This window comes from Citrobacter farmeri, from assembly GCF_019048065.1.
GTDB lineage: Bacteria > Pseudomonadota > Gammaproteobacteria > Enterobacterales > Enterobacteriaceae > Citrobacter_A > Citrobacter_A farmeri.
In genome coordinates this window covers 1,287,042-1,311,460 of the sequence record NZ_CP077291.1, presented here as the reverse complement: position 1 = coordinate 1,311,460, position 24,419 = coordinate 1,287,042, and the positions used below count along the sequence as shown (strand labels likewise).

22 protein-coding genes are annotated in these 24,419 nt (G+C 54.1%); 10 read left to right on the top strand and 12 right to left on the bottom strand.

The window, feature by feature from the left end; genetic code table 11:
* Positions 1 to 12 precede the first annotated feature (12 nt).
* From ypfH to dapA, 6 genes are all read right to left on the bottom strand, one after another.
* Positions 13 to 711 carry an esterase gene (gene ypfH / locus I6L53_RS06060; protein ID WP_042317636.1) on the bottom strand — a complete coding sequence of 233 codons (699 nt, stop codon included), beginning with the start codon at positions 709 to 711 and terminating at the stop codon, positions 13 to 15.
* Between the two features lie 73 nt (positions 712 to 784).
* Positions 785 to 2,794: a tRNA(Met) cytidine acetyltransferase TmcA gene (locus I6L53_RS06055; protein ID WP_042317635.1), complete on the bottom strand. Its 2,010-nt coding sequence runs from the start codon at positions 2,792 to 2,794 to the stop codon at positions 785 to 787.
* Positions 2,795 to 2,808: 14 nt separating this feature from the next.
* Positions 2,809 to 3,675, bottom strand: coding sequence for a KPN_02809 family neutral zinc metallopeptidase (ypfJ, locus tag I6L53_RS06050; RefSeq protein WP_042317634.1), 867 nt, complete (start codon positions 3,673 to 3,675; stop codon positions 2,809 to 2,811).
* 125 nt (positions 3,676 to 3,800) lie between these two features.
* Positions 3,801 to 4,514 carry a phosphoribosylaminoimidazolesuccinocarboxamide synthase gene (gene purC / locus I6L53_RS06045; protein WP_042317633.1) on the bottom strand — a complete coding sequence of 238 codons (714 nt, stop codon included), beginning with the start codon at positions 4,512 to 4,514 and terminating at the stop codon, positions 3,801 to 3,803.
* A 112-nt stretch (positions 4,515 to 4,626) separates the two neighbouring features.
* Positions 4,627 to 5,661 carry an outer membrane protein assembly factor BamC gene (gene bamC / locus I6L53_RS06040; RefSeq protein ID WP_042317632.1) on the bottom strand — a complete coding sequence of 345 codons (1,035 nt, stop codon included), beginning with the start codon at positions 5,659 to 5,661 and terminating at the stop codon, positions 4,627 to 4,629.
* Between the two features lie 16 nt (positions 5,662 to 5,677).
* A complete protein-coding gene (gene dapA, locus I6L53_RS06035) occupies positions 5,678 to 6,556 on the bottom strand; it encodes a 4-hydroxy-tetrahydrodipicolinate synthase (RefSeq protein ID WP_042317631.1) in 879 nt (292 codons plus the stop codon).
* 145 nt (positions 6,557 to 6,701) lie between these two features.
* Here dapA and I6L53_RS06030 point away from each other — a divergent pair, with 145 nt between their 5' ends.
* Together I6L53_RS06030 and bcp are read left to right on the top strand one after the other, a co-directional pair.
* A complete protein-coding gene (locus tag I6L53_RS06030) occupies positions 6,702 to 7,274 on the top strand; it encodes a glycine cleavage system transcriptional repressor (RefSeq protein ID WP_042317630.1) in 573 nt (190 codons plus the stop codon).
* Positions 7,274 to 7,744: a thioredoxin-dependent thiol peroxidase gene (gene bcp, locus I6L53_RS06025; protein WP_012906615.1), complete on the top strand. Its 471-nt coding sequence runs from the start codon at positions 7,274 to 7,276 to the stop codon at positions 7,742 to 7,744. The genes I6L53_RS06030 and bcp overlap by 1 nt, the downstream gene beginning before the upstream one ends.
* 139 nt (positions 7,745 to 7,883) lie before the next feature.
* On the opposite strand, the gene I6L53_RS06020 is transcribed toward bcp, so the two are convergent.
* Positions 7,884 to 8,948: an AI-2E family transporter gene (locus tag I6L53_RS06020; protein WP_042317629.1), complete on the bottom strand. Its 1,065-nt coding sequence runs from the start codon at positions 8,946 to 8,948 to the stop codon at positions 7,884 to 7,886.
* A gap of 222 nt (positions 8,949 to 9,170) precedes the next feature.
* Between I6L53_RS06020 and bepA the strand changes: the two genes are divergently transcribed.
* Together bepA and arsC are read left to right on the top strand one after the other, a co-directional pair.
* Positions 9,171 to 10,634, top strand: a complete 1,464-nt coding sequence (bepA, locus tag I6L53_RS06015; protein WP_042317628.1) for a beta-barrel assembly-enhancing protease — start codon at positions 9,171 to 9,173, stop codon at positions 10,632 to 10,634.
* Between the two features lie 12 nt (positions 10,635 to 10,646).
* Entirely contained in the window at positions 10,647 to 11,006 is a 360-nt protein-coding gene (gene arsC, locus I6L53_RS06010; protein ID WP_042317627.1) for an arsenate reductase (glutaredoxin), read from the top strand.
* Here arsC and I6L53_RS06005 read toward each other — a convergent pair.
* Positions 11,003 to 11,848, bottom strand: coding sequence for a helix-turn-helix domain-containing protein (locus tag I6L53_RS06005; protein WP_042317626.1), 846 nt, complete (start codon positions 11,846 to 11,848; stop codon positions 11,003 to 11,005). The genes arsC and I6L53_RS06005 overlap by 4 nt on opposite strands.
* Before the next feature lie 157 nt (positions 11,849 to 12,005).
* Here I6L53_RS06005 and celB point away from each other — a divergent pair, with 157 nt between their 5' ends.
* The 3 genes from celB to I6L53_RS05990 are packed head-to-tail and all read left to right on the top strand — an operon-like array spanning position 12,006 to position 15,718.
* Positions 12,006 to 13,325, top strand: coding sequence for a PTS cellobiose transporter subunit IIC (gene celB / locus I6L53_RS06000; protein ID WP_042317625.1), 1,320 nt, complete (start codon positions 12,006 to 12,008; stop codon positions 13,323 to 13,325).
* Positions 13,326 to 13,328: 3 nt separating this feature from the next.
* Entirely contained in the window at positions 13,329 to 14,285 is a 957-nt protein-coding gene (locus tag I6L53_RS05995; RefSeq protein WP_042317624.1) for a glycosylasparaginase, read from the top strand.
* Complete coding sequence (locus tag I6L53_RS05990; protein WP_042317623.1) at positions 14,285 to 15,718, top strand: leucyl aminopeptidase family protein; 1,434 nt, start codon at positions 14,285 to 14,287, stop codon at positions 15,716 to 15,718. Before I6L53_RS05995 ends, I6L53_RS05990 begins: the two co-directional genes overlap by 1 nt.
* 89 nt (positions 15,719 to 15,807) lie before the next feature.
* Here the strand turns inward: I6L53_RS05990 and I6L53_RS05985 are convergent, their stop codons facing one another.
* The 4 genes from I6L53_RS05985 to I6L53_RS05970 form a co-directional block, all read right to left on the bottom strand.
* Positions 15,808 to 16,509 (bottom strand): DnaA inactivator Hda, encoded by a 702-nt coding sequence (locus I6L53_RS05985; RefSeq protein ID WP_216525655.1) that lies wholly within the window; start codon positions 16,507 to 16,509, stop codon positions 15,808 to 15,810.
* Positions 16,510 to 16,603: 94 nt separating this feature from the next.
* On the bottom strand, positions 16,604 to 17,893 hold the full coding sequence (gene uraA, locus I6L53_RS05980) for a uracil permease (protein WP_042317621.1): 1,290 nt from the start codon (positions 17,891 to 17,893) through the stop codon (positions 16,604 to 16,606).
* Positions 17,894 to 17,988: 95 nt separating this feature from the next.
* Positions 17,989 to 18,615 (bottom strand): uracil phosphoribosyltransferase, encoded by a 627-nt coding sequence (gene upp / locus I6L53_RS05975; RefSeq protein ID WP_046484979.1) that lies wholly within the window; start codon positions 18,613 to 18,615, stop codon positions 17,989 to 17,991.
* A 181-nt stretch (positions 18,616 to 18,796) separates the two neighbouring features.
* Complete coding sequence (locus I6L53_RS05970) at positions 18,797 to 20,227, bottom strand: 6-phospho-beta-glucosidase (RefSeq protein WP_042317619.1); 1,431 nt, start codon at positions 20,225 to 20,227, stop codon at positions 18,797 to 18,799.
* Between the two features lie 262 nt (positions 20,228 to 20,489).
* Here I6L53_RS05970 and purM point away from each other — a divergent pair, with 262 nt between their 5' ends.
* From purM to ppk1, 3 genes are all read left to right on the top strand, one after another.
* A complete protein-coding gene (gene purM, locus I6L53_RS05965; protein WP_042317693.1) occupies positions 20,490 to 21,527 on the top strand; it encodes a phosphoribosylformylglycinamidine cyclo-ligase in 1,038 nt (345 codons plus the stop codon).
* Positions 21,527 to 22,165 (top strand): phosphoribosylglycinamide formyltransferase, encoded by a 639-nt coding sequence (gene purN, locus I6L53_RS05960; RefSeq protein WP_042317618.1) that lies wholly within the window; start codon positions 21,527 to 21,529, stop codon positions 22,163 to 22,165. Before purM ends, purN begins: the two co-directional genes overlap by 1 nt.
* Positions 22,166 to 22,352: 187 nt before the next feature.
* Positions 22,353 to 24,419 carry a polyphosphate kinase 1 gene (ppk1, locus tag I6L53_RS05955; RefSeq protein ID WP_042317617.1) on the top strand — a complete coding sequence of 689 codons (2,067 nt, stop codon included), beginning with the start codon at positions 22,353 to 22,355 and terminating at the stop codon, positions 24,417 to 24,419.

Genomic DNA, 24,419 nt, shown 5'->3' with positions numbered 1-24,419 from the left:
CGGCCTTGTCTTTTAGATCATTTCAATCACGTCATCATCGTTTGGCGTACTGCCGCTGAGCGCTTCATCAAAATAGTGCTTCGGCACGGTATAACGCAAATGATCGAGAGCAAACTGCATGCTGCGATCGTCTATCGCGTGACCAAGATCGTCCACGATATCCAGCGTGACATCCCCACCCGCACTTAACAGCGCGTCCTGTGCGGCCACCGCATGCGAAAGTTCAATCACCCGATCTTCACCACCGTGGATCAGATGGATCGTCGTGGCGGTCGACGCGGTTTCCGGCAGGCTGGCGTAGCGTCCGTTAAACGCAATCACCCGCGAGGCAAGGCCCGGCTCGGCTTTGATGCTCTCCAGCGCCATAATCGCCCCCTGAGAGAAACCAATCAGCGCCGTGGCATTTGCCCCTACGCCACTCTGTTTTTGCCAGTAGCGTACAGTTTCGATAAACACCGGCATGATCGCGTCAATCCGCGCCTGGCGATTCTCTTCCGTCACCCCTTGCACTGAAAACCACTGACGCCCGGATGCCGGACCGCTCGGCTCAACGCCGCCGATACTCACCACCAGCGCGTCCGGGAAGAGAGGGGCAAACCACGAGCCGATCTCGCCCATTGCGACGGGGTTATCGCCCACGCCATGAAACAGCAGCAACAGCTGTTGAGCAGGTTGGGCCGGACTTTGAACAACAAAATGGTCATGTTTCATGGCGATCTCCTTAACTGATGTCGTTAATTCTACGCTGCTCAATCGCAATGACCATGCCAGAAAATTGAAGGAGTTAGTGAAAAAATTGCCATTGCAGAATGCGATTGCGGTCATGTTCCGTCCGCTCGGGATCCCGCGCGGTTAACGCCTGCGCCGCCTCTTCTCGCTGACGTTTCAGCAGTGCTTTACGCCCGGAAAGGTGCAACATATGACAAAGCTCAGTATCGTTACGCCGCGCTTGCAGGCTGCCCCGCAGCGCCGGTAATGGCAGAGTGCTGGTCGCAAGCAGGCGGCTCAGACCGCCAAGAGAGGTCAGTAACGGACGGTGTGCGAAGGCAAATCCCGCCAGCGTCAGCAAGTCATCTTCATTAAGCGTAGTCGCTTTCAGCGGCTCAACCGGGATCGCTTCCCCATTCCACCGCGCAAGAATATCGGCATCCCGACGTAAGCGGTGATGTTCATACTCCGCCAGGCGTCTTCCTGCCGCGTTCAGCGCCAGGAGTGCCATTGCGGTATAGCAGCCGCTGCTGGCCTCCTTGTGATTCCCTACGCGCACCAGGATGAAACCACAGCGTTCCCAGAATCGCCACAGCTCAGGCGTGTAGCCAAAGCTAACGGAAAGGTAGTCACAGTTTGCCGTATGGGCCTGCGCGATCAGTTGTTGTCCAATGCCCTCGCGCTGTCGGCCCGGATGGACGGCAATACGGCTGATCCGACGACCGATCAAGGTCGCCGCCAGCGGATCGCCGCCATGCGCCGCCAGCGACTGCGCAACAAGGTTTCCTCGTGGTCGTCGAAATCCCGCCCAGACGGCCTGGCTGAGTTCGGGTGCAAGACCGCCTTCCTCAACCAGCCAGAGCGCGCCGACAATTTGTCCATCACAGGTAGCGTTGAAGAAATGTTGGCCGGGTGCATCCATCATTCGACGGAGATCCAGTGGAGAAGTGCGGTAATGCGCTCCGGAAAGCAGCCGATAGACCGCCAGAGGCATTTCCGGCCGCGTGAGCCAGGCATCCTGTTCGAAAGGGACAATCGTAATGCTGCCCTGCGGCGTGACCGCAAAGCGGTCATCATCAAATACCAGCGCGTCGCTGACCCATTTCTCCAGCGGGCAGCCCTGCGCCCAGCGGACGGGCTGCTGAAGTTCATAGCGCTGTAATTCCGGGAAGCGGCCGCAGAATTTCAACAGAAAGCCGCGTCCGGTGCCTTCGTACCCCTGTACCGTTGTGGTCAGCAGGGTGCGAGGGAAACGAGAAACAAGGCGTTCAAGGAGCGGCGCGGGGATCGCCGCAGCTTCATCGACCACCAGCCAGTCGGCGCGTACCTCCGCACTCAGCAGCGCATCAGGTGCCATAAAACAGAAGTTGTCGCCAGCAAACTGTGCCAGCACGTCCGTTGCCGCTTTTGCCGGCGCAGTCACGATGGCACGGCCCTTGATGCGGGAAATCAACTGCCCCGCCAGCGCCGATTTACCGCGTCCACGCGCGGCGGTTACCGTGGCGATCCCTTCAGGCATCTGTAGCAACTGCGCCAGAATAGCCGCCTGTTCAGGTAAAGGCGCGCCGGTTGCGGACTGCCAGTGGGGACGTTCAGGAAAATACGGTACACAAAACGGTTGAGACTGCGTCCAGCACAGCGTTTGCTCATCCGCCGCAATGAGTCGACGGATGTGATGGATAAAATGGGGAGTCGAAATAGGTTGCGCGCAGTCACTCCAGCGCAGCGAATCCGCATCAGGACACTGATGCCAGCGCGCCAGCGGCGGCGCGAGTAACACCAGCCAACTGCCCGCCCGCAGCGTTCCGCTTAGCGCGGCAAAAGCCGCCGCATCAAACCCCGTCAGAGCGTCGAAGACAGCATGACGAAATTCGCGCCCCAAAAGCGTTTGCAGCGCCAGCGGCGTGCAGTTGGGTTCAACGGACGCATCGGGAGAAACCCATAGCCAGTCGCCGGGCAACGTATCACGCAGGCACTGCGCCTGCTCATGACACCAGGAGGCCTCACCGCTCAGCACCAGTAAGCGACGAATCCCTTCCCGGGTCATTTGCGCGGTTAACGCATTCAGCGCGGTATAACCAGACATCCCTGCCTCAGAAGTTAAAAACCTTTGCCAAAGGTATTACATTGCGCCGGGTTACCGCTATCAAAACCACGCTTAAACCAGCTATAACGTTGCTCCGACGTTCCGTGGGTGAAGCTGTCCGGAACGACGCGGCCCTGACTTTGCTGCTGGAGACGATCGTCGCCAATCGCTTCGGCGGCATTCAGCGCCTCTTCCAGATCGCCGGACTCAAGAACACCCTGCTGCTGCATGCTGTTTCCCCAGACGCCAGCAAAGCAGTCCGCCTGCAGTTCCATGCGCACAGAGAGTTGGTTTACTTCCGCCTGCGAGGCATTCTGCTGCATCTGACGGACTTTCGGTTCAATACCCAGCAACTTCTGGACGTGATGTCCCACTTCGTGAGCAATCACATAGCCCTGAGCGAAATCCCCTTCCGCGCCCAGTTTTTCTTTCATGTCATCGTAGAAGGAGAGATCGATATAGACCGTACCATCCGCCGGGCAGTAAAACGGCCCCATAATGGATTGTCCGGTACCGCAACCGGTGCGCGTTGCCCCACGGTACATCACGAGTTTTGGCGGTTGGTAGGTGCGGCCCATTTTTTCAAACTGTTGGCCCCAGGAGTCTTCTGTTGTCGCCAGAATCACCGACGTAAATTTTGCCGCTTCGTCTTCATTCGGGCTAATGGACCGCTGGGACTGCTGCGGTGAGACCGGTTGTCCCGTCATCAGTCCCGTTAAGTCGACGCCGTAATACCCGGCAACCAGCACGACAATGAGCAGAATAATCCCGCCTTTGCCGCTCGGCAGACGAAACCCTGGCCCGCCCAGCGAAGGCCCGCCACCCGAGTTGCTGCGCCTGTCTTCCACATTGTCACTTTCACGACGCCCTTGCCAGCGCATACTCACCTCAACAATATATTCGTTATGATGATGATCGTAGGCGGTTCAGCGGAAGATTACCACAGGAAAGCGCGATTGAAGTGCACAGCGCAGGCCGGAGAACGCTCCCCGGCCCGAAAGGCGAGTTAGTCGAGATTCACACCCAGACGACGTGCCACCGTTTCATAGGCTTCAATCAGGCCACCCAGGCTCTGACGGAAGCGGTCTTTGTCCATTTTATCGAGGGTCTCTTTATCCCACAGACGGCTGCCGTCCGGAGAGAATTCATCCCCGAGAACCACTTCGCCTTTGTACAGACCGAACTCCAGTTTGAAGTCGACGAGGATCAGCCCCGCGTCATCGAACAGTTTTTTCAGCACGTCATTCGCTTTATAGGTCAGCTCTTTCATTCGTGCCAGATTCTCTTTGCTTACCCAACCAAAGGTTTCGCAGTAGGAATCGTTGACCATCGGGTCATGCATTGCATCGTTTTTCAGGAACAGGTCGAATAGCGGCGGATTCAGTTCGATGCCCTCTTCGATACCCAGACGTTTAACCAGAGAGCCTGCCGCACGGTTACGCACCACGCACTCGACCGGTACCATTTCCAGCTTTTTCACCAGACATTCGGTATCGGAAAGCAGTCGCTCCATCTGCGTCGGGATACCCGCTTCGGCCAGTTTGGTCATGATGAAATGGTTGAACTTGTTATTCACCATGCCTTTACGATCAAACTGCTCAATGCGTGCGCCATCCCCTGCTGACGTATCATTGCGGAATTCGAGCACCAACAGGTCCGGGTTTTCCGTGCTGTATACGGTCTTCGCTTTACCACGATACAACTCAGCTTGCTTTTGCATCTTCATTACTCCTGGGTGTGATCATTTGTATTCAAAACCGGAAATATTATGCCACGCACACGTTTGCGTAGCACGAAAATAAAAAGGGCCGGATTTCTCCAGCCCTGTATTTTTACTTGCTAAACGCTGCCTGGAAGATAGCAACCAGCGCGTCGTTCTGGCTCTGCGTCAGGGTATGCCCCTTCGGATCGATAAACTGCAAGCTGCTGCGGTTGTCTAAATCACCGACCTGCAGTTTGTAGTCACCGGAAGAGAGCCCTGGATCGCGAGCGCCCAGTTCCTGCCAGCCGCTATCGGACAGCGGTTTGTAGGTTACTGCCAGGCTCCCCTGCGAACGGGTGCTGTCGGTCACTTTCATCCCGACTTTCTCCAGGACTGCCGGGAGGCGCTGCCAAACCGCGTTAAACGGACCACGCACCACCAGCATCGGTAAACCGGTGTCATCGGCGGCACTCTGCACGTCCATGGTGGCGGTAGAACGATTCTGCGCGGCATTCGCGGCGTCAGTCGCGGTCTTATCGAGTCCCGCAGAAATCACGTTCATCATCTCAGTGCTGTAACGCTGCAGCGAAGCGGCATCCGCAACCGGCTTACCCGCCTGTTCAAGGTTCACCAGTTTCACCATCACCGCCTGCTGATAGCCCTGCGGTTTAACCGAGATTTGATAACGGCCACGATACTGCTCGTCTTCGTCCAGACGGTTCCAGTCAATCCAACCGGTCGTCAGCGTCTGGCTGGCATCATCACGTTTTTCAATCGTGTAGTTTTTAGACTGAATCACGCTGACCACCTGCGGCCACAGCGTATTTCCACGCCCATTTTCCACCAGCAGCGTTGCGGTATCGCCCGCGAACTGGGTCCGGGCCCCGGAGACCAGCGCCAGCGGCTGTGCCGGCGGACGGATATCCAGCGCTTTCCCTACGGCACCACTGCCGTTGGTGACCGGAATGTTGTAGTCGCTCGTGGTCACCGGCAAAATCATACCGGCAGGCGCATGAAGTTCAGCAAGCGGCGCGGCTTCCAGATAGGATTCATCACCACTCACCTGGCGCTTGTAGCGCGAGTCAGAACTACAGGCCGCGAGCAGCAAAACAAGCGAAACACCCGCAACCCTGGCCAGGCGCGACTTTTGTACTGAGTAAGCCATCAAATCTCCCTAAACTTTACAGCAAACCGGCATGCTTGAGCGCCGCTTTGACAATTTCACGACCATTGTCCGTGATCGGTGTCATCGGCAAGCGCAGCGTATCGGTCGCCACAAGGCCCAACGCCTTACATGCCCATTTAACCGGGATAGGGTTGGGTTCGACAAACAGTTTGTTATGTAACGGCATCAGACGCTGGTTAATGGCACGCGCCTCGGCAAAGTGCCCTTCCGCCGCCAGTTTGCACATTTCCGCCATATCACGCGCCGCAACGTTAGACGTCACGGAAATCACGCCATGACCGCCTAGCTGCATAAAATCCATCGCCGTCGCGTCATCGCCGCTGAGCAGCAGAAAATCATCTGAAACCAGCTCTTTGATCTGGTGAACCCGACTTAAGTTCCCTGTCGCCTCTTTAATTGCGACAATATTTTTTAATTCCGCCAGACGGCCAACGGTTTCCGGCAGCATATCGCAACCAGTGCGGGATGGCACATTATACAGAATTTGTGGCAGGTCAGTATGTTCAGCGATGGCTTTGAAATGCTGGAACAGACCTTCCTGAGTCGGACGGTTGTAGTAAGGCGTCACCGTCAGACAGCCGACAATTCCGCTGTCATTGAAACGCTGCGTCAGACTAATGGCTTCTGCGGTCGCGTTTGCGCCCGTTCCGGCAATCACCGGGATACGTCCATCAGCCAGCTCCAGCGTCATCATCACCACATCGCCATGTTCGTCATGACTCAGCGTGGCAGACTCACCGGTGGTGCCTACAGAAACGATCGCCGAGGTGCCGCTGGCGACATGATAATCAATCAGTTTTTTCAGGCTTGACCGGCAGACATTACCTTTTTCATCCATCGGTGTAACAAGCGCGACAATACTTCCCGTGAACATGGGCCATCCTCTGTGCAAACAAGTGACTCAATGTTACGTTTGGTACGACAATAAAAGCAAGCGACGAGAGCCCTTCTGATTGTTGTATGCAGGTTTTTTTTATGCTTTCCTTATGATTACCCCACCTCTCAAAGGAAGAACAGGTTTGACACCTTCATCGCAACATTACCTGGTTATTACTGCGCTGGGTGCCGATCGCCCGGGAATTGTGAACACGATCACCCGTCATGTCAGCAGTTGCGGCTGTAATATTGAAGACAGTCGCCTGGCCATGCTGGGCGATGAGTTTACGTTTATCATGCTGCTGTCGGGGAGCTGGAATGCCATCACCCTGATCGAATCGACCCTGCCGTTGAAAGGTGCAGAGCTGGATTTACTGATTGTGATGAAACGTACGACGGCGCATCCCCGCCCGCCAATGCCGGCAACGGTATGGGTGCAGGTCGATGTGCCGGATTCGCCACATTTAATTGAACGATTTACGGCGCTGTTTGACAGCCATCGAATGAACATTGCGGAACTGGTGTCGCGCACGCAACCTGCTGAAAATGATAAGGCGGCGCAGTTATACATCCAGATTACCGCCCACAGTCCAGCGTCGGACGATGCCGCAAATATTGAGCAGGACTTTAAAGCACTATGTACAGAACTCAATGCACAAGGCAGTATTAACGTTGTTAATTATTCACAACATGATGAACAGGATGGAGTTAAGTAATGAATCCACTGAAAGCCGGTGACATCGCACCGAAATTTAGCTTGCCGGATCAAGACGGAGAACAAGTAAATTTGACCGACTTCCAGGGACAGCGTGTGCTGGTCTATTTCTATCCGAAAGCCATGACGCCAGGCTGTACCGTTCAGGCCTGTGGCCTGCGAGATAACATGGATGAGCTGAAAAAAGCAGGTGTGGACGTGCTGGGTATCAGTACTGACAAACCTGAAAAGCTTTCCCGTTTTGCCGAAAAAGAGCTGCTTAACTTTACCCTGCTATCCGACGAGGATCATCAGGTCTGCGAGCAGTTTGGCGTCTGGGGCGAGAAATCCTTTATGGGGAAAACCTATGACGGGATCCATCGCATCAGCTTCCTGATTGATGCTGACGGCAAGGTTGAACACGTTTTCGATGATTTCAAAACCAGCAATCACCACGATGTGGTGCTGAACTGGCTGAAAGAAAACGCCTGATTATTGCGCTGCCGGATAACGGCTGCCCCCCTGTCCGGCCTACAGTTTGTAGGCCGGGTAATCCGCTGTCTGTTCAAACGTCCCTTTCACGCACGCTTTTTTATTTCGCGCCAACCGCTTATCCTTCACCCAGAGCACATTACGACTCGTCAACAACCTGCGCATCCGGCCAGGCATGCACCACGGCTTTGATTAAGGTCGCCAATGGAATGGCGAAGAAAACACCCCAAAATCCCCACAGTCCGCCAAAGATCACCACCGACAGAATTATCACCAGCGGATGCAGATTCACCGCTTCAGAAAACAGCACCGGCACCAGCAGGTTGCCGTCCAGCGCCTGAATAATCAAATAGACGGCAAAACAGCTCCAGAATTCGGTCCCCAGACCAAACTGGAACAGTGCAACGCCAACCACTGGGATGGTCACCACAAAAGCGCCAATATAGGGAATGAGTACAGAAAACCCTACCAACACAGCCAGCAGCAACGAGTAGTTCAGACCAAACAGCAAGAAGCCAAGCCAGGTCGCCACCCCCACCACCATCATCTCCAGTACTTTACCGCGAATATAGTTGGTAATTTGCTGGTTCATCTCCTTCCAGACTTGCCCCGCCAGACCGCGATTACGCGGCAGCACGCGGCGCACGGCATTCAGCATCTGCTCTTTGTCTTTGACGAGGAAGAAGACCATCAGCGGCACCAGCACCAGATAAACGGCCAGAGTCAGCAAGCCAACCAGAGAGGCCAGCGAATATTTCACCACCGAATCGCCCATTGTCAGCATACGGGTACGCATATTTTCCGCCATGGCATCGATGATGCCCGCATCCATTAAGGCCGGATAACGACGCGGCAGCGTAGCGGCAAAGTCTGACAGTTTGTTCAACATGCCGGGCATGTCGCGAATCAGTAAGATCCCCTGTTGCCATGCCACCGGCATCACCACAAAGGCCATTAACAATAGAATGCCGACAAACACGATCAGCACGAGAGAGGTTGCCCAGCGACGCGAGCAGCCGATGGCTTCGAGGCGCACCGTTGGCCATTCCAGCAGATAAGCCAGCACAATGGCGACCAGCAGCGGTGCCAGTAATCCGCTAAAAAAGAAAAGAATACCAAACCCGGCAACCAGAATAACCAGCAAGGCTATCGCCTCTGGGTCGCTAAAGCGACGGCGATACCATTGCATCAACATTTCGAGCATAAAACCTTCCCTGAACCTCAATAGCGGGATTGCGATCCCGAATTGTATCGAAATGTCACAAAAAAGACTTCGCTTTTTATTGCTGATTCTGGAAACTGAAAAGTCATTTGTGCAGGGTATTCATCGACAAATTTCGCCGCTACACTGCCTGTGTCGGCTGAACGGAACGATACAGCCCAGCATCGGTCAAATGACTATCTCAAAGAAAACAGGACAGAGGTTATGTTCAGGCAGTTCAAGAAAAACCTGGTGGCGACCCTCATTGCCGCGCTGACCCTGGGTCAGGTGGCTCCCGCGTTCGCGGACTCCTCGGACAACTTGCCGGACATGGGAACCTCGGCTGCCAGTACGCTCTCCATCGGGCAGGAAATGCAGATGGGTGATTATTATGTACGCCAGTTGCGCGGTAGCGCGCCGCTGATTAACGATCCGCTACTGGTTCAGTACATTAATGGCTTAGGGATGCGTCTGGTTTCGCACGCCGATTCGGTGAAGACGCCTTTCCATTTCTTTTTGATCAATAACGATGAAATTAACGCCTTCGCCTTTTTTGGCGGAAATGTCGTGTTGCACTCCGCACTGTTTCGTTATTCCGATAACGAAAGTCAGCTTGCCTCCGTCATGGCGCACGAAATCTCGCACGTCACCCAGCGCCACCTGGCGCGTGCCATGGAAGATCAAAAACGCAGCGCGCCGCTGACCTGGGTCGGCGCATTAGGCTCCATTTTATTAGCAATGGCCAGCCCACAGGCCGGGATGGCCGCACTCACCGGTACGCTGGCGGGAAGTCGTCAGGGGATGATTAGCTTTACACAGCAGAATGAACAGGAAGCAGACCGTATCGGCATTCAGGTTTTACAACGTTCCGGATTCGATCCGCAGGCAATGCCGACTTTCCTGGAAAAACTGCTCGACCAGGCGCGTTACTCCTCTCGCCCACCTGAAATTTTGCTGACTCACCCCCTGCCGGAAAGCCGCCTCTCGGATACCCGCAACCGTGCAAACCAGATGCGTCCGGTGGTCGTGCAATCCTCCGAAGACTTCTATCTGGCGAAAGCACGAACGTTAGGAATGTATAACTCCGGGCGCAACCAACTGACCAGCGACATGCTGGACGAGTGGGCAAAAGGGAATGTCCGACAACAACGCGCGGCACAGTATGGTCGTGCGCTGCAGGCGATGGAAGCCAGTAAATACGACGACGCTCGTAAAGCGCTGCAGCCGCTGCTGTCCGCAGAACCGAATAACGCCTGGTATCTGGATCTGGCAACCGACATTGATCTCGGACAGAAGAAAACCAACGACGCCATTGCCCGACTGAAAAAGGCGCGTGATTTACGCGTCAACCCGGTTCTGCAACTCAACCTTGCGAACGCCCTGCTGCAGGGAGGTCAGCCACAAGAAGCGGCGACCATCCTCAACCGCTATACGTTTACTAACAAAGACGACACCAACGGCTGGGATCTGCTGGCGCAGGCGGAAGCGGCGCTGTATAACCGCGATCAGGAACTGGCCGCCCGTGCGGAAGGGTATGCGCTGGCGGGCCGTCTCGATCAGGCCATCTCGTTACTGAGCAGCGCCAGTTCACAGGTGAAACTGGGTAGCCAGCAGCAGGCACGTTACGATGCGCGCATCGATCAGTTGCGCCAGTTGCAGGAACGCTTCAAGCCGTACACGAAAATGTAAAAAGGACTCACCATGTCAAAGGCCGTAAAAATCTACCATAACCCACGTTGCTCCAAGAGCCGCGAAACGCTGAACCTGTTGCAATCGCACGGGGTGGAGCCGGAAGTGGTGCTTTACCTGGAGACACCCGCAGATGCCGCAACGCTGCGTCAACTGTTGAAGATGCTGGGTATGTCCAGCGCCCGGGAACTGATGCGCCGGAAAGAAGATCTCTACTCATCGCTCAACCTGGCAGACAGCAGTCTGAGCGAAGAAGAACTGATTCAGGCAATGGTGGAAAACCCGAAACTGATGGAGCGCCCAATTGTCGTTGCGAACGGTCAGGCGCGCATTGGCCGCCCGCCGGAGCAGGTGCTGGACATTATCGGCTAATCACTACGCCGTAGTGCTTCAAGAAAAGCCTGCGGCGTCATCTCCCCCAGTTTTTTTTGCGCCTTGCCAGTATTATAACTTTCACACATCTCTATCAGTAGCCGACTGGCTGATACATCCTTTACTCGCGGAACGATTGCCGCCAGCGGAAGATTGACCTGAATCGCATTCTGTACGTTCCGGTTTATTTTGTGCGTTATCCCTCGCGCCATGAGTATCTGATCCATGTCAGTACGGATGGCATCGGAAAAGAAAGTCTCAATAGATTGTATATCAGCAGGACAGGATGCCAGTAGCTCGTCCAGCCATTTGATGACCAGAGGCGATGATATCCCCGCATACAAACGCGCATAACACCAGCCGCTCACCGGTTCGCGAGCCCAAATCAGGTGATGCTCCCCGCCATCCTCCATATGCAATGAGAGCGGGAGATGGCGAACCTCCAGTAAATGTGGAAAATACCCGGCCTTCAGTGCTTTTTTCCCCTGTAAGGACGCCCCCTGACGCTGCACCATCGCCGGTTTAAGATAACGGTTTAGCGTCGCACGAGAGACGCGAATTCCCAGCCCCTCATTGACCAGCAACAGAAGTTCATCTAACGGTGCGCCTGTGGCATCCCGCAGCCCGTTAACCAGCGCAATTTGTTCTTGTCTCATTACTTTGTGTATCGATTTCGGCGTGGTTTTCCGATCGATCGTCTGATCACGTTGACGCCAGCGCCTGACGGTAGTGACCGAGATCCCTAACTCTGCAGCCAGCTCCCTGTCGCTTTTATCAGACTGTTGCAGGTAACGCCGGGTACGAGGTGTGGTAGTGGCATTGGCATGCAGTTTTATTTCCATCGCCAGATCCCTGTTCCGATAACATAACTAATCATATGAGATTTATATTTATAAAGCGAACACATTGTGACCAGATTCACCTTTCGGCTCGCGCCCTTCACTGATAATCCATTGGCATAACACAACTACCCTCAGCCGATCTTGTACGGAGTTCACAATGAACAATGTTCTGGGATTTCTTGAAGCAAAACTGATGCCGCTAGCAGCAAGAACGGCGCAACAACGTCACCTTGGCGCGATCCGCAGCGCTTATGTTTCCTTTATGCCGTTTATTATCGTCGGCTCCATTTTGCTGGTTATCTCCTCTTTTCCGAACCAGACCTATCAGCAATTTATGTCTGGTGCGTTTGGCGAAAGCTGGAGCAGCATTATAGAGATCCCGTTCAACGCGGTGTTCTCAACAATGTCGTTGTTTATCAGCTTTCTGGTCGCCTACCGACTGGCAGAACACTACGGTGAAGATCGTATTTCTTGCGGTATCCTGGCACTGGTCTGCTTTCTGATCCTCACCCCGTTTATCAAAGTCGCGGATAACGGCGGCATCACCGTGATGCCAGTAGAGTGGATCGGCAGCAAAGGGCTGTTCGTTGCGATGATTGGCTCGTTGCTGTGGACGGAATTATTCTGCTGGCTGAAACGTAAAAATCTGGTTATCAAGATGCCCGAAGGGGTTCCACCCGCCGTCCAGGAATCATTTGCCGCGCTGATCCCCGCTCTGATGGTGATGATTCTGGTGCTGTTCATTCGCATCCTGTTTGAAAATACTCACTACCAGACTATCCACCGGTTTATCTATGAGGTGGTTGCAACGCCGGTTCGCCATTATGGCACCTCCTATTTCGGCGCGTTGATGACCGTATTCAGCATCACCATTTTATGGTCGGTGGGCATCAACTCAGGGTCGATGATCAATGGCATTATTCGTCCGCTGTGGATGGAGAATCAAACGGATAACATCGCCGCAATTCAGGCGGGCGTCACGCCGCCGCATATTATCACTGAGCAGTTTTTTGACATGATCTGGATGGGTGGGGCTGGCGCGACCTTATCGCTGGTCATCGCGATGCTGATTTTTGCTCGCAGTAAAAACATGCGGGAAGTGGCCCGGCTGGGGGCCGGGGCATCGATTTTCAATATTAACGAACCGATTCTGTTCGGCCTGCCCGTTATCATGAACCCCATCATGCTAATACCGTTCAACCTGGTGCCTCTGGTGCTAGTTACCATCCAGTACGTGGCAATGAAAATTGGTGCTGTCGCCGTCACTACCGGGGTGTTCATCCCATGGACACTGCCGCCGGTCATTAGTGGTTTTATCGTCACCGGCCATCTCAGCGGCAGCGTCATGCAAATCATTAATTTATTGATTGGCGCAATGCTCTATCTGCCATTCATGCGCATAGTCGATAAACAGTATCGCGCGGCGGAAATCACCACACTGGCACAAAACGAGAGCACACCCGTTAAACAGGAGTAAAACATGTGGGGAATTATCGCTACCTGGCGAATGGCGCTTGAAGGCGTTACGGAGGCTGCTACCGCCCTGGCAGCAGGACACCCAACTGCCAGGGCGGTGGTGGATGCCGTTGCCGCGGTTGAGGACTTTCCATTATACAAGTCCGTTGGTTACGGTGGACTGCCAACAGAAAATGGTGAGGTGGAACTGGATGCCGCGTTCATGGATGGCGACACGCTGGCGTTCGGGGCCGTGGGAAATCTCGTGGATATCGCCAATCCAGTACGCGTCGCGCACGCCCTGAGCCGCCAGCGCTATAACAGCCTGCTTGTTGGTCAGGGCGCTCGCGAGTGGGCGCTAAGCCAGGGATTTGCTGAAAAAACCATGCTTACCGACCGCGCCGTCCAGCACTATCGCAAGCGCTGTCGCGAAACGCTGGACAAGGGGCTGAGTCCTTATGACGGCCACGATACCGTCGGAATCATCGGGCTGGATACGCAGGGTTCAATGAGCGTGGCGACCTCCACCAGCGGCCTGTTTATGAAAAAACGCGGTCGCCTGGGTGATTCACCCATTATCGGCTCCGGTTTCTACTGTGATAGTCAAATCGGCGCAGCAACCGCGACCGGCGTTGGCGAAGATCTGATGAAGGGTTGTACCAGCTACGAAATTGTTCGCCGTATGGCGCAGGGTGCGACGCCACAACAGGCGGCGGATTCGGTAGTTTTTGAACTTGAGGACAACCTGATGTCCCGCTTTGGTCGGGTGGGCGATTTGTCTGTCGTTTGTATGAATAATCGGGGAGAGTTTGGCGCGGCGACCAATATCAAAACCTTCTCGTTTACCGTTGCCACAGCCAACCACCCGCTCACCGTTTATCTCGCTGAACGTCGGCATGAAAAGACCCACTACCAGCCTGTCGATGAAGCATGGATGCAGGCCTATGCGGCACGGATCCGTGCGCCAATAGAGGAAGAATAATGATTACCTATCAGTTGATTCATTCCCTCTCAGAGGCGCAACCCAACGCGCACCTGATCGCACGATCCACAAGCCACCCGTTACCGGATATCGCATTGATAAACGAAATGCGTGCAACGGGTAACCTGGCGGATGCCTGTTTTGGCTGCGCCCCTTTCAAACGCATTACCCTCATTCCGCCAGCGCTGTGGCAGGATAGCCTGACTGACGGCTTGCTGAATGCCCTGCGTCCCCTGTTCGCCGCGCCGGTCAGTGCCCACGTGATTATTGATGTCCGTGAAATTCACGAGACCGTGCTGCTTCAGGTTCTGCGTTTTCTGTTCAATCAGATCTATCGCCTTGATGATCTACAACTGAAAACAGCAGACAACGCGACAGTGCGACTCTCACACATCGACGCGCTTTGTTTACCCGGGCAACAGGAAGCTTTAGAGAAAATTTTTCGTCAACAACAGGCCATTGCCAACGGAATGGCCGCCGCCCGTCGTCTTGCCGACATCCCGTCCGATCGCTGTACGCCGCAGTTTGTCGCGGACCAGGCGCAAGCGCTTTGCACCGCTTTCCCCACTCTGCGTTGCGAAGTGCTGAATGAGCAGCAGATTGTTGAGCAGGGCCTTGGATTGTTACATGCGGTTGGCAAAGGCGCGGCATGCCCGCCGCGTCTGGTTGCCATTCATTACGATGGCGCAGCGGACGGCGCCGTTCGCTGTTATGTCGGAAAGGGTATCACCTTCGATACAGGCGGACTTTGGCTGAAAGAAGGCGCTGGCATGTACACCATGAAATACGATATGTGCGGTGCGGCAAATGTGTTGGGCCTGCTGCTTACCGCAGCAGAGTTAAATTTGCCGGTGCGCATGATGGGCGTACTGGCGCTGGCAGAAAATGCCATCGGACCGAGTGCGATGCAACCGGGCAATGTGGCGCGCGCCTGCAATGGCATGACGGTGGAGATTAATAATACCGATGCCGAAGGGCGACTGGTACTCGCTGACGCCATCGCCTGGACCAGCCAACGCCATCCACAGGCGCGTTATATCATTGATATGGCAACCTTAACCGGCGCGGTGGTGAAAGCACTGGGGTATGAGTTGAGCGGGTTGATGACACAGGATGAGTTGCTGCGGGATCAACTTCCCCGGGCAGGGAAAGAATGCGGCGATGAGGTGTGGTCTTTACCGCTTGATGCGCGCTTGCGGAAACAGACTGAAAGCGCCATTGCCGATCTCTGTAATACGCCCACGAATAATGCCGCGATCAGCGCCTCTGCGGCCTGGCTGCTGCATCATTTCTGTCCGCCGACAATCCCGTGGGCCCATCTGGACATCAGCGGTACCGCGTTGTGGCGCGAAGGAGGGAGAAGCGTGGCATCGGGTAGACCCATTCCACTGCTGATGCAGCATTTGTTTAACGAGCTGGCAGTTGAGAAGTAAGCCCCGGCGTTACGGCATTTGTTCGACAGCGGATGCCTGATGGCGCTGCGCTTATCAGGCCTACTGTGATACGTAACCTTGTATTCCGGCTACAGCTTCAGGATCTCTTTCACGAATGGGATGGTTAATTTGCGCTGCGCGGTGATAGACGCGTGATCAAGCTGATCGAGCGTCATAAACAGCGTGCGCATTTCTCTGTCGAGTCGCTTAAGCAAGAAACGCCCCACGTCTTCCGGGAGTTCAAATCCACGCAGTCGGGCGCGCAGCTGCAGTGCCTGCAGTTTGTCTTCATCCGACAGCGGTTGCAGCTTGTAGATTTGTCCCCAGTCCAGACGCGAGGCCAGATCGGGTAACCCCAGTTTTAACTGACGCGGCGGTCGATCGCCAGTGATCAGCAACCGCGTTTTTCCGGATTCCAGAATGCGATTGTAGAGATCAAAAATAGCCATCTCCCACAGTTCATCTCCGGCGACGCATTCGATATTGTCGATGCAAACTAACGACAGATGTTCCATCCCGTCGAGCACTTCCGGTACAAACCAGGTGCGTTTGTCCAGTGGTACATAGCCTACCGCATCGCCACGCTGAGACAGTTCAGCACAGGCGGCGTGCAGCAAATGACTACGACCCGCGCCTTCACGTGACCAAAGATAGATGTATCCGCTATGTTCCTGGCGCAGCACGTTTTGCAGTGCAGCCAGTAAAGAGGCGTTATCCCCCGGCCAGAAACTTGCGAAAGTTTCGTCGTCAGGAAGATAAAGTGGCAAAGAGAGCTGTGCCGGTGTGTTCAGAGAGACCTCAATCCAGATTTCATTCAATCGCGATGAGTTTACCACAGAATTCTGTCGTGTTAGAAACCGGGCAGCATCACTGCCCGGATCCCTTTTACTGCTGCGGCGTATCCGCATCTTTCGCGTCCAGCACCACTTCTTCCGGGCGAAGGACAGAGATTAGCTTGAAGATCAGGCTCAGCGCGATCCCAACGATTGTCGCCAGCGCCATCCCTTTCAGTTCCGCCGCGCCAATGTGCACCTTCGCACCGCTGACGCCGATGATCAGGATCACGGAGGTCAGGATCAGGTTCTGCGCCTTGTTGTAATCCACTTTCGATTCAATCAACACGCGAATACCGGACGCGCCGATCACCCCATACAGCAGCAATGATACCCCGCCCATCACCGGCAGTGGGATGATCTGAATCGCCGCCGCCAGTTTGCCGACGCAGGAGAGCAGGATGGCAAAAATCGCCGCTCCGCCGATCACCCAGGTACTGTAAACACGCGTGATTGCCATCACGCCAATGTTCTCACCGTAGGTGGTGTTCGGGGTGGAGCCAAAGAAGCCGGAAATCACCGTCGACAGACCGTTGGCAAACATCGAGCGATGCAGGCCTGGATCGCGAACCAGATCTTTTTTGACGATATTCGCTGTCACCACCAGGTGACCAACGTGTTCGGCAATCACCACCAGCGCCGCAGGCAGAATGGTCAGAATAGCGAACCACTCAAAGCGAGGGGTGTAGAAGGTCGGCAGTGCAAACCAGTGCGCCTCGGCAATCGGTGTGGTATCGACCACGCCCATCGCAAACGACAACGCATAACCTGCCAGTACCCCAATCAGGATAGGGATGATCGCGAGGAAACCACGGAACAGCACCGAGCCGAACACGGTCACCGCCAGCGTCACCATCGAGATAATGATGGTCTTAGAATCCGCAGTTTGTCCTTCCGCTGGCAGCAGTCCGGCCATACCGGCGGCAACACCTGCCAGCTCCAGACCAATGACGGCAACGATTGCGCCCATGGCAGCAGGAGGAAACATAACGTCCAGCCAGCCCGTACCGGCTTTCTTCACAATGAAAGACACCAGGCAGAACAGCACGCCACACATGATGAAACCGCCCAACGCCACTTCATATCCCAACGGCAGCAACAGCAAAACCGGTGAGATAAAGGCGAAGCTTGAGCCTAAATAGGCCGGGATTTTTCCTTTACAGATAAAGAGATAGAGCAATGTCCCGATCCCGTTGAATAACAGAACGGTGGCCGGGTTAATATGAAACAGAACTGGCACCAGCACGGTTGCGCCAAACATGGCGAACAGGTGTTGCAAACTAAGCGGGATTGTCTGTAAAAGCGGCGGTCTTTCACTCACCCCGATAGCACGGCGCGTCATAGTGTTTTCCTCTGAGTGTGTTTGTTATGAGTCGTTGAGTTGTTTTATTCAAAAAAAAGCCGACTCTTAAAGTCGGCTATTTATTAGTTATTCACTTACTTGGTACCAAAAATCTTATCGCCGGCATCACCAAGCCCCGGAATAATGTATCCGTGCTCGTTTAAGCCCTGGTCGATCGATGCGGTGTACAGTTCCACATCCGGATGCGCTTTTTCCAGCGCGGCGATGCCTTCCGGCGCCGCCACCAGCACCAGCACTTTGATGCTGCTGCAGCCCGCTTTTTTCAGCAGATCGATGGTTGCGATAACGGAACCCCCGGTCGCCAGCATGGGGTCGACGATCAGCGCCATGCGCTCGTCAATATGAGAAACCAACTTCTGGAAATACGGAACCGGCTCCAGGGTCTCTTCGTTACGGTACATGCCGACCACGCTGATACGTGCGCTCGGTACGTTTTCCAGCACGCCGTCCATCATCCCCAAACCTGCACGCAGGATAGGCACGACGGTAATTTTTTTGCCTTTAATTTGATCGACTTCGACCGGACCATTCCAGCCTTCAATGGTCACTTTTTCAGTTTCCAGGCCCGCAGTCGCTTCGTAAGTCAGCAGACTGCCTACTTCCGAGGCGAGTTCACGAAAGCGTTTGGTGCTGATATCGTTTTCACGCATCAGACCTAGCTTGTGTTTGACGAGTGGGTGTTTGACTTCCACGATCTTCATACTCTTCTCCTTTCCTCAGACGAGTGGCAACCACAAAAAAATCGCCGGATTATACCGCTTTTCCTCTCTGACGCAACATAACGTATGCATGACCTGGATCAAGCAAAGTGGTATACGTTTGGGTGATGAGTATAAAACATGCCCCGCATTCCGTGCGGGGCAGTGTATCAAGTGGCTGAAATCAGAGGGATTCACCGTTGCTTTTTATCACCTGCTGATACCAGGCGAAAGATTTTTTGGGCCGCCGGGCCAGCGTCCCGCTACCGTCATTATTTTTATCAACATAGATAAATCCGTAGCGTTTTTTCATCTCTCCCGTTCCCGCCGAGACCAGGTCGATGCATCCCCATGGGGTGTAACCCATTAGATCCACGCCATCCTCTTCTACCGCTTTTTTCATCTCACGAATATGCGCCGCCAGATATTCAATCCGATAGCTGTCATCAACAGTGCCGTCAGGCTGTTGGACATCGATCGCGCCAAAGCCGTTCTCAACGATAAACAGCGGGAGCTGATAGTGATCCCAGAACCAGTTCAGCGAATAGCGCAGCCCCACCGGATCAATCTGCCAGCCCCAGTCCGATTTCTGTACGTAGGGGTTGGAAACCAGGCTTTTGCTCTCGTCGTAATCGAGCTGCGGATTATCGTCCGTCGCTTTAGTGGCAAATGACATGTAGTAGCTGAAGCCGATGTAATCCACACAGCCTTCAGACAGGGCAACGCGGTCTTCCTCTGTAATATCGAGGTCAAACTCGCGGCGCGCAAAATAGTTGAGGATATGCTGCGGATATTTTCCCCGGACATGCACATCGGTAAACCAGTAGCGACGGTGCATGGCATTCATCGCCATCATCATATCGTCCGGCGCGCAGGTCAGTGGGTAGACAGGACACATGGCGATCATGCAGCCGATCTGTAACGACGGATTAATGTCGCGTGCGGCTTTCACCGCCAGCGCACTGGCCACTAACTCGTAATGCGCGGCCTGGTACATCACGGGTTCACGATCTTCGCCAGGCTGATACTTCAGGCCGGAGTTAGTAAACGGCGCAAAGTCTTCATGGAAATTGGCCTGGTTGTTGATCTCATTAAACGTCATCCAGTACTTCACTTTGTGCTGATAGCGCGTGAAGACCACTTTTGCAAAGCGGACAAAAAAGTCGATCAGCTTCCGATTGCGCCAGCCGCCATACTCCGTCACCAGATGATAGGGCATTTCAAAATGCGACAGGGTAATCACCGGTTCAATGCCATACTTCAGGCATTCATCAAACAAATCATCATAAAATTTCAGTCCGGCCTCGTTTGGCTGTGCTTCATCCCCAAGCGGGAAAATACGCGTCCAGGCAATGGAAGTGCGAAAACATTTAAAGCCCATTTCCGCGAACAGCCTGATGTCCTCTTTGTAGCGGTGATAGAAATCGATCGCTTCGTGGTTAGGGTAATTTTTTCCTGGCAGAACGCCATCGGTGATTTCGCGCGCCACACCGTGAGCTCCTGCCGTCATCACATCGGCAACGCTAACCCCTTTTCCTCCTTCCTGCCAGCCGCCTTCTAGTTGGTGAGCGGCAACCGCCCCACCCCACATGAAATTCGCATTAAATCCAGACATAGTTTCCCTCGTTGATTCGCAATGGCAAAACAGAAACCGGTTTCAGTAAGATACTGAGCAATCCCATCCATGCTTTCAAGGAGGAAACTGAACCCGGTTTCATTTTCGTGGCTCAGGTCATAAAAACGAAGCATTGCGAAGAAAATGCTGCAAAACTCGACAGATAAAAACGGATGTAACACAGGCTCGCAAACGTTTGCTTTCCCTGTTAGAATTGCGCCGAATTTTACTTTTACCGTAAGAAAACGTGGGGAACCAGGCAGTGACCGATAAAACCTCTCTTAGCTACAAAGATGCCGGTGTTGATATTGACGCGGGTAATGCTCTGGTGGATCGAATCAAAGGCGTAGTGAAGAAAACTCGCCGCCCGGAAGTCATGGGTGGTCTGGGTGGCTTCGGTGCGCTGTGCGCATTGCCGCAAAAATATCGTGAACCAGTACTGGTTTCCGGCACTGATGGCGTAGGGACAAAACTGCGTCTGGCGATGGATCTGAAACGTCACGATACCATCGGTATCGATCTCGTGGCGATGTGCGTCAACGACCTGGTGGTTCAGGGTGCTGAACCGCTGTTTTTCCTCGACTACTATGCCACCGGCAAACTGGATGTGGATACCGCAGCCAGTGTGATTCAGGGGATCGCAGAAGGTTGTCTGCAGTCCGGCTGTGCGCTGGTCGGTGGGGAAACCGCGGAAATGCCAGGGATGTACCACGGTGAAGATTATGACGTCGCGGGTTTCTGCGTCGGCGTGGTAGAAAAATCAGAAATCATTGACGGTTCCAAAGTGACCGATGGCGATGTGCTGATTGCCCTGGGTTCAAGCGGCCCGCACTCTAACGGTTACTCACTGGTGCGTAAAATTGTAGAAGTCAGCGATTGCGATCCGGAAACGACGGATCTGGAAGGCAAGCCACTGGCCGACCACCTGCTGGCGCCGACCCGTATCTACGTGAAATCGATTCTGGAACTGATTGAGAAAGCTGATGTACATGCCATCGCACACCTGACCGGCGGCGGCTTCTGGGAAAACATTCCGCGCGTCCTGCCGGACAACACGCAGGCGGTGATCGATGAGTCTTCCTGGCAGTGGCCAGCGGTCTTTAACTGGCTGCAGAAGGCCGGTAACGTCAGCCAGCATGAAATGTATCGTACCTTTAACTGCGGTGTCGGCATGGTCATTGCCCTGCCAGCGGCAGAAGTGGACAACGCCCTTGCCCTGCTGAAGGCGAAAGGTGAAGACGCGTGGAAAATCGGCGTCATCAAAGCGTCTGACTCCGCGCAGCGTGTGGTTATTGAATAATGAATATTGTGGTGCTTATTTCCGGTAACGGAAGCAATTTGCAGGCGATTATTGATGCCTGCAAAGAGAAGAAAATCAACGGCACCCTTCGGGCAGTATTCAGCAACAAGGCCGATGCGTTCGGCCTTGAGCGAGCCAGAAAAGCGGCAATCCCTGCCCATACGCTGACGGCTGACCAGTTTTCCAGCCGCGAAGCGTTTGACCGTGAACTGATCCTTGAGATCGACGCTTATGCGCCTGACGTGGTCGTACTGGCCGGTTTTATGCGCATTCTGAGCCCGGCGTTCGTCGCACACTACAACGGGCGACTGCTGAATATTCACCCTTCCCTGCTGCCCAAATACCCTGGTTTGCACACCCACCGCCAGGCACTGGAAAATGGCGATGAGGAGCATGGCACTTCGGTCCACTTTGTGACTGACGAACTCGACGGCGGGCCGGTCATTTTGCAGTCCAAAGTTCCGGTCTTTGAAGGCGATGACGAAGATGAAATCACCGCTCGCGTTCAGGTACAGGAACACGCCATTTATCCGCTGGTGGTCAGTTGGTTTGTGGACGGTCGCCTGAAAATGCATGATAACGCCGCCTGGCTGGACGGTGTTCGTCTGCCACCACAAGGCTACGCTGCCGACGAATAAAACTGTGCCGGATAGTGGACGTCATCCCTTATCCGGCTTGCTATTCTCTTCAAACCTCCAGCCCCCCTTCCTCTTTGCGATCGGACGGTTTATTGTCATACTTTTCTGGCACAGTTGGACATCTGAGCGCAATGCTCGCCATAATAACCAGGCAGTGTCCCGTGAATAAAACGGAGTATAAGTATTAATGGGTCAGGAAAAGCTATACATCGAGAAAGAGCTGAGCTGGTTAGCGTTCAACGAACGTGTGCTCCAGGAAGCCGCGGATAAATCAAACCCGCTGATTGAAAGGATGCGTTTCTTAGGCATCTATTCCAATAACCTGGATGAATTCTACAAAGTTCGCTTCGCAGAGCTCAAACGCCGCATCATCATCAGCGAAGAACAGGGTTCAAATTCGCATTCTCGCCACCTGTTAGGCAAAATCCAGTCCCGCGTGCTGAAAGCTGACCAGGAATTCGATGGCCTGTATAACGAACTGCTGCTGGAGATGGCACGTAATCAGATCTTCCTGATTAACGAGCGTCAGCTGTCGGTCAATCAACAAAGCTGGTTGCGCCACTACTTCAAACAGTATCTGCGCCAGCACATTACCCCGATTTTAATTAACCGTGAAACGGATCTGGTGCAGTTCCTGAAGGATGACTACACCTATCTGGCAGTCGAAATTATTCGCGGCGACACGATTCGCTATGCGCTGCTGGAAATTCCGTCTGACAAGGTGCCCCGGTTTGTGAATTTGCCGCCGGAAGCGCCGCGTCGTCGCAAACCGATGATCCTGCTGGACAACATTCTGCGCTACTGCCTGGACGATATCTTTAAAGGCTTTTTTGATTATGACGCGCTGAACGCCTACTCCATGAAGATGACCCGTGACGCCGAGTACGATCTGGTGCACGAGATGGAATCCAGCCTGATGGAGTTGATGTCCTCCAGCCTGAAACAGCGTCTGACCGCCGAGCCGGTGCGCTTTGTCTATCAGCGTGACATGCCTAATGCCCTGGTCGAAGTGCTGCGCGAGAAGCTAACGATTTCACGCTATGACTCTATCGTTCCCGGTGGGCGCTATCACAACTTTAAAGATTTTATTAATTTCCCCAATGTGGGCAAAGCAAATCTGGTGAATAAGCCGCTCCCGCGCCTGCGCCATATCTGGTTCGATAAAGAGAAATTCCGCAACGGATTTGACGCCATTCGCGAGCGCGATGTGCTGCTCTACTACCCGTATCACACCTTTGAACACGTACTGGAACTGTTGCGTCAGGCGTCGTTTGACCCCAGCGTACTGGCGATCAAAATCAATATCTACCGCGTCGCGAAGGACTCACGCATTATCGACGCCATGATCCACGCCGCCCATAACGGTAAAAAAGTCACCGTGGTAGTGGAACTGCAGGCGCGTTTTGACGAAGAGGCTAACATCCACTGGGCGAAGCGTCTGACGGAAGCTGGCGTTCACGTGATCTTCTCTGCGCCTGGCTTAAAAATTCACGCCAAGCTGTTCCTGATTTCGCGTAAAGAAGGCGAAGAGGTCGTGCGGTATGCTCATATCGGCACCGGTAACTTCAACGAAAAAACCGCCCGCCTGTATACCGACTATTCGCTGCTGACCGCCGATGCGCGAATCACCAACGAAGTCCGCCGGGTATTCAATTTTATCGAGAACCCGTATCGCCCGGTGACGTTCGATTATCTGCTGGTCTCCCCGCAAAACTCGCGCCGCCTGCTGTATGAGATGATTGATCGTGAAATCGCCAACGCCCAGCAGGGACTGCCTTCCGGCATCACACTGAAACTGAATAATCTGGTGGATAAAGGGCTGGTCGATCGACTGTATGCCGCATCCAGTTCCGGTGTGGCGGTGAATCTGTTGATTCGCGGCATGTGCTCACTCATTCCGAATCTGGAAGGTATTAGCGATAATATCCGCGTCATCAGTATTGTGGACCGTTATCTTGAGCATGACCGGGTCTACATCTTCGAGAACGGCGGCGATAAGCAGGTCTATCTCTCCTCCGCCGACTGGATGACGCGTAATATCGACTACCGCATTGAGGTGGCGACACCGCTGCTCGACCCACGCCTGAAGCAGCGGGTACTGGATATTATTGACATCCTGTTCAGCGATACGGTAAAAGCCCGCTACATCGATAAAGAACTGAGTAATCGCTACGTGCCGCGTGGAAACCGCCGCAAAGTACAGTCGCAATTGGCTATTTACGACTATATCAAATCACTCGAACAATCTGACTAA

Bases quoted from the DNA above. Each gene is read 5' to 3' on its own strand.
- I6L53_RS05990 (WP_042317623.1), top strand. From the start codon at position 14,285: ATGATTACCTATCAGTTGATTCATTCCCTCTCAGAGGCGCAACCCAAC.
- ppk1 (WP_042317617.1), top strand. From the start codon at position 22,353: ATGGGTCAGGAAAAGCTATACATCGAGAAAGAGCTGAGCTGGTTAGCG.
- bepA (WP_042317628.1), top strand. From the start codon at position 9,171: ATGTTCAGGCAGTTCAAGAAAAACCTGGTGGCGACCCTCATTGCCGCG.
- I6L53_RS06020 (WP_042317629.1), bottom strand. From the start codon at position 8,948: ATGCTCGAAATGTTGATGCAATGGTATCGCCGTCGCTTTAGCGACCCA.
- I6L53_RS06005 (WP_042317626.1), bottom strand. From the start codon at position 11,848: ATGGAAATAAAACTGCATGCCAATGCCACTACCACACCTCGTACCCGG.
- arsC (WP_042317627.1), top strand. From the start codon at position 10,647: ATGTCAAAGGCCGTAAAAATCTACCATAACCCACGTTGCTCCAAGAGC.
- purC (WP_042317633.1), bottom strand. From the start codon at position 4,514: ATGCAAAAGCAAGCTGAGTTGTATCGTGGTAAAGCGAAGACCGTATAC.
- ypfH (WP_042317636.1), bottom strand. From the start codon at position 711: ATGAAACATGACCATTTTGTTGTTCAAAGTCCGGCCCAACCTGCTCAA.
- uraA (WP_042317621.1), bottom strand. From the start codon at position 17,893: ATGACGCGCCGTGCTATCGGGGTGAGTGAAAGACCGCCGCTTTTACAG.
- celB (WP_042317625.1), top strand. From the start codon at position 12,006: ATGAACAATGTTCTGGGATTTCTTGAAGCAAAACTGATGCCGCTAGCA.
- upp (WP_046484979.1), bottom strand. From the start codon at position 18,615: ATGAAGATCGTGGAAGTCAAACACCCACTCGTCAAACACAAGCTAGGT.
- purN (WP_042317618.1), top strand. From the start codon at position 21,527: ATGAATATTGTGGTGCTTATTTCCGGTAACGGAAGCAATTTGCAGGCG.
- I6L53_RS06055 (WP_042317635.1), bottom strand. From the start codon at position 2,794: ATGTCTGGTTATACCGCGCTGAATGCGTTAACCGCGCAAATGACCCGG.
- ypfJ (WP_042317634.1), bottom strand. From the start codon at position 3,675: ATGCGCTGGCAAGGGCGTCGTGAAAGTGACAATGTGGAAGACAGGCGC.
- I6L53_RS05995 (WP_042317624.1), top strand. From the start codon at position 13,329: ATGTGGGGAATTATCGCTACCTGGCGAATGGCGCTTGAAGGCGTTACG.
- dapA (WP_042317631.1), bottom strand. From the start codon at position 6,556: ATGTTCACGGGAAGTATTGTCGCGCTTGTTACACCGATGGATGAAAAA.
- bamC (WP_042317632.1), bottom strand. From the start codon at position 5,661: ATGGCTTACTCAGTACAAAAGTCGCGCCTGGCCAGGGTTGCGGGTGTT.
- bcp (WP_012906615.1), top strand. From the start codon at position 7,274: ATGAATCCACTGAAAGCCGGTGACATCGCACCGAAATTTAGCTTGCCG.
- I6L53_RS05970 (WP_042317619.1), bottom strand. From the start codon at position 20,227: ATGTCTGGATTTAATGCGAATTTCATGTGGGGTGGGGCGGTTGCCGCT.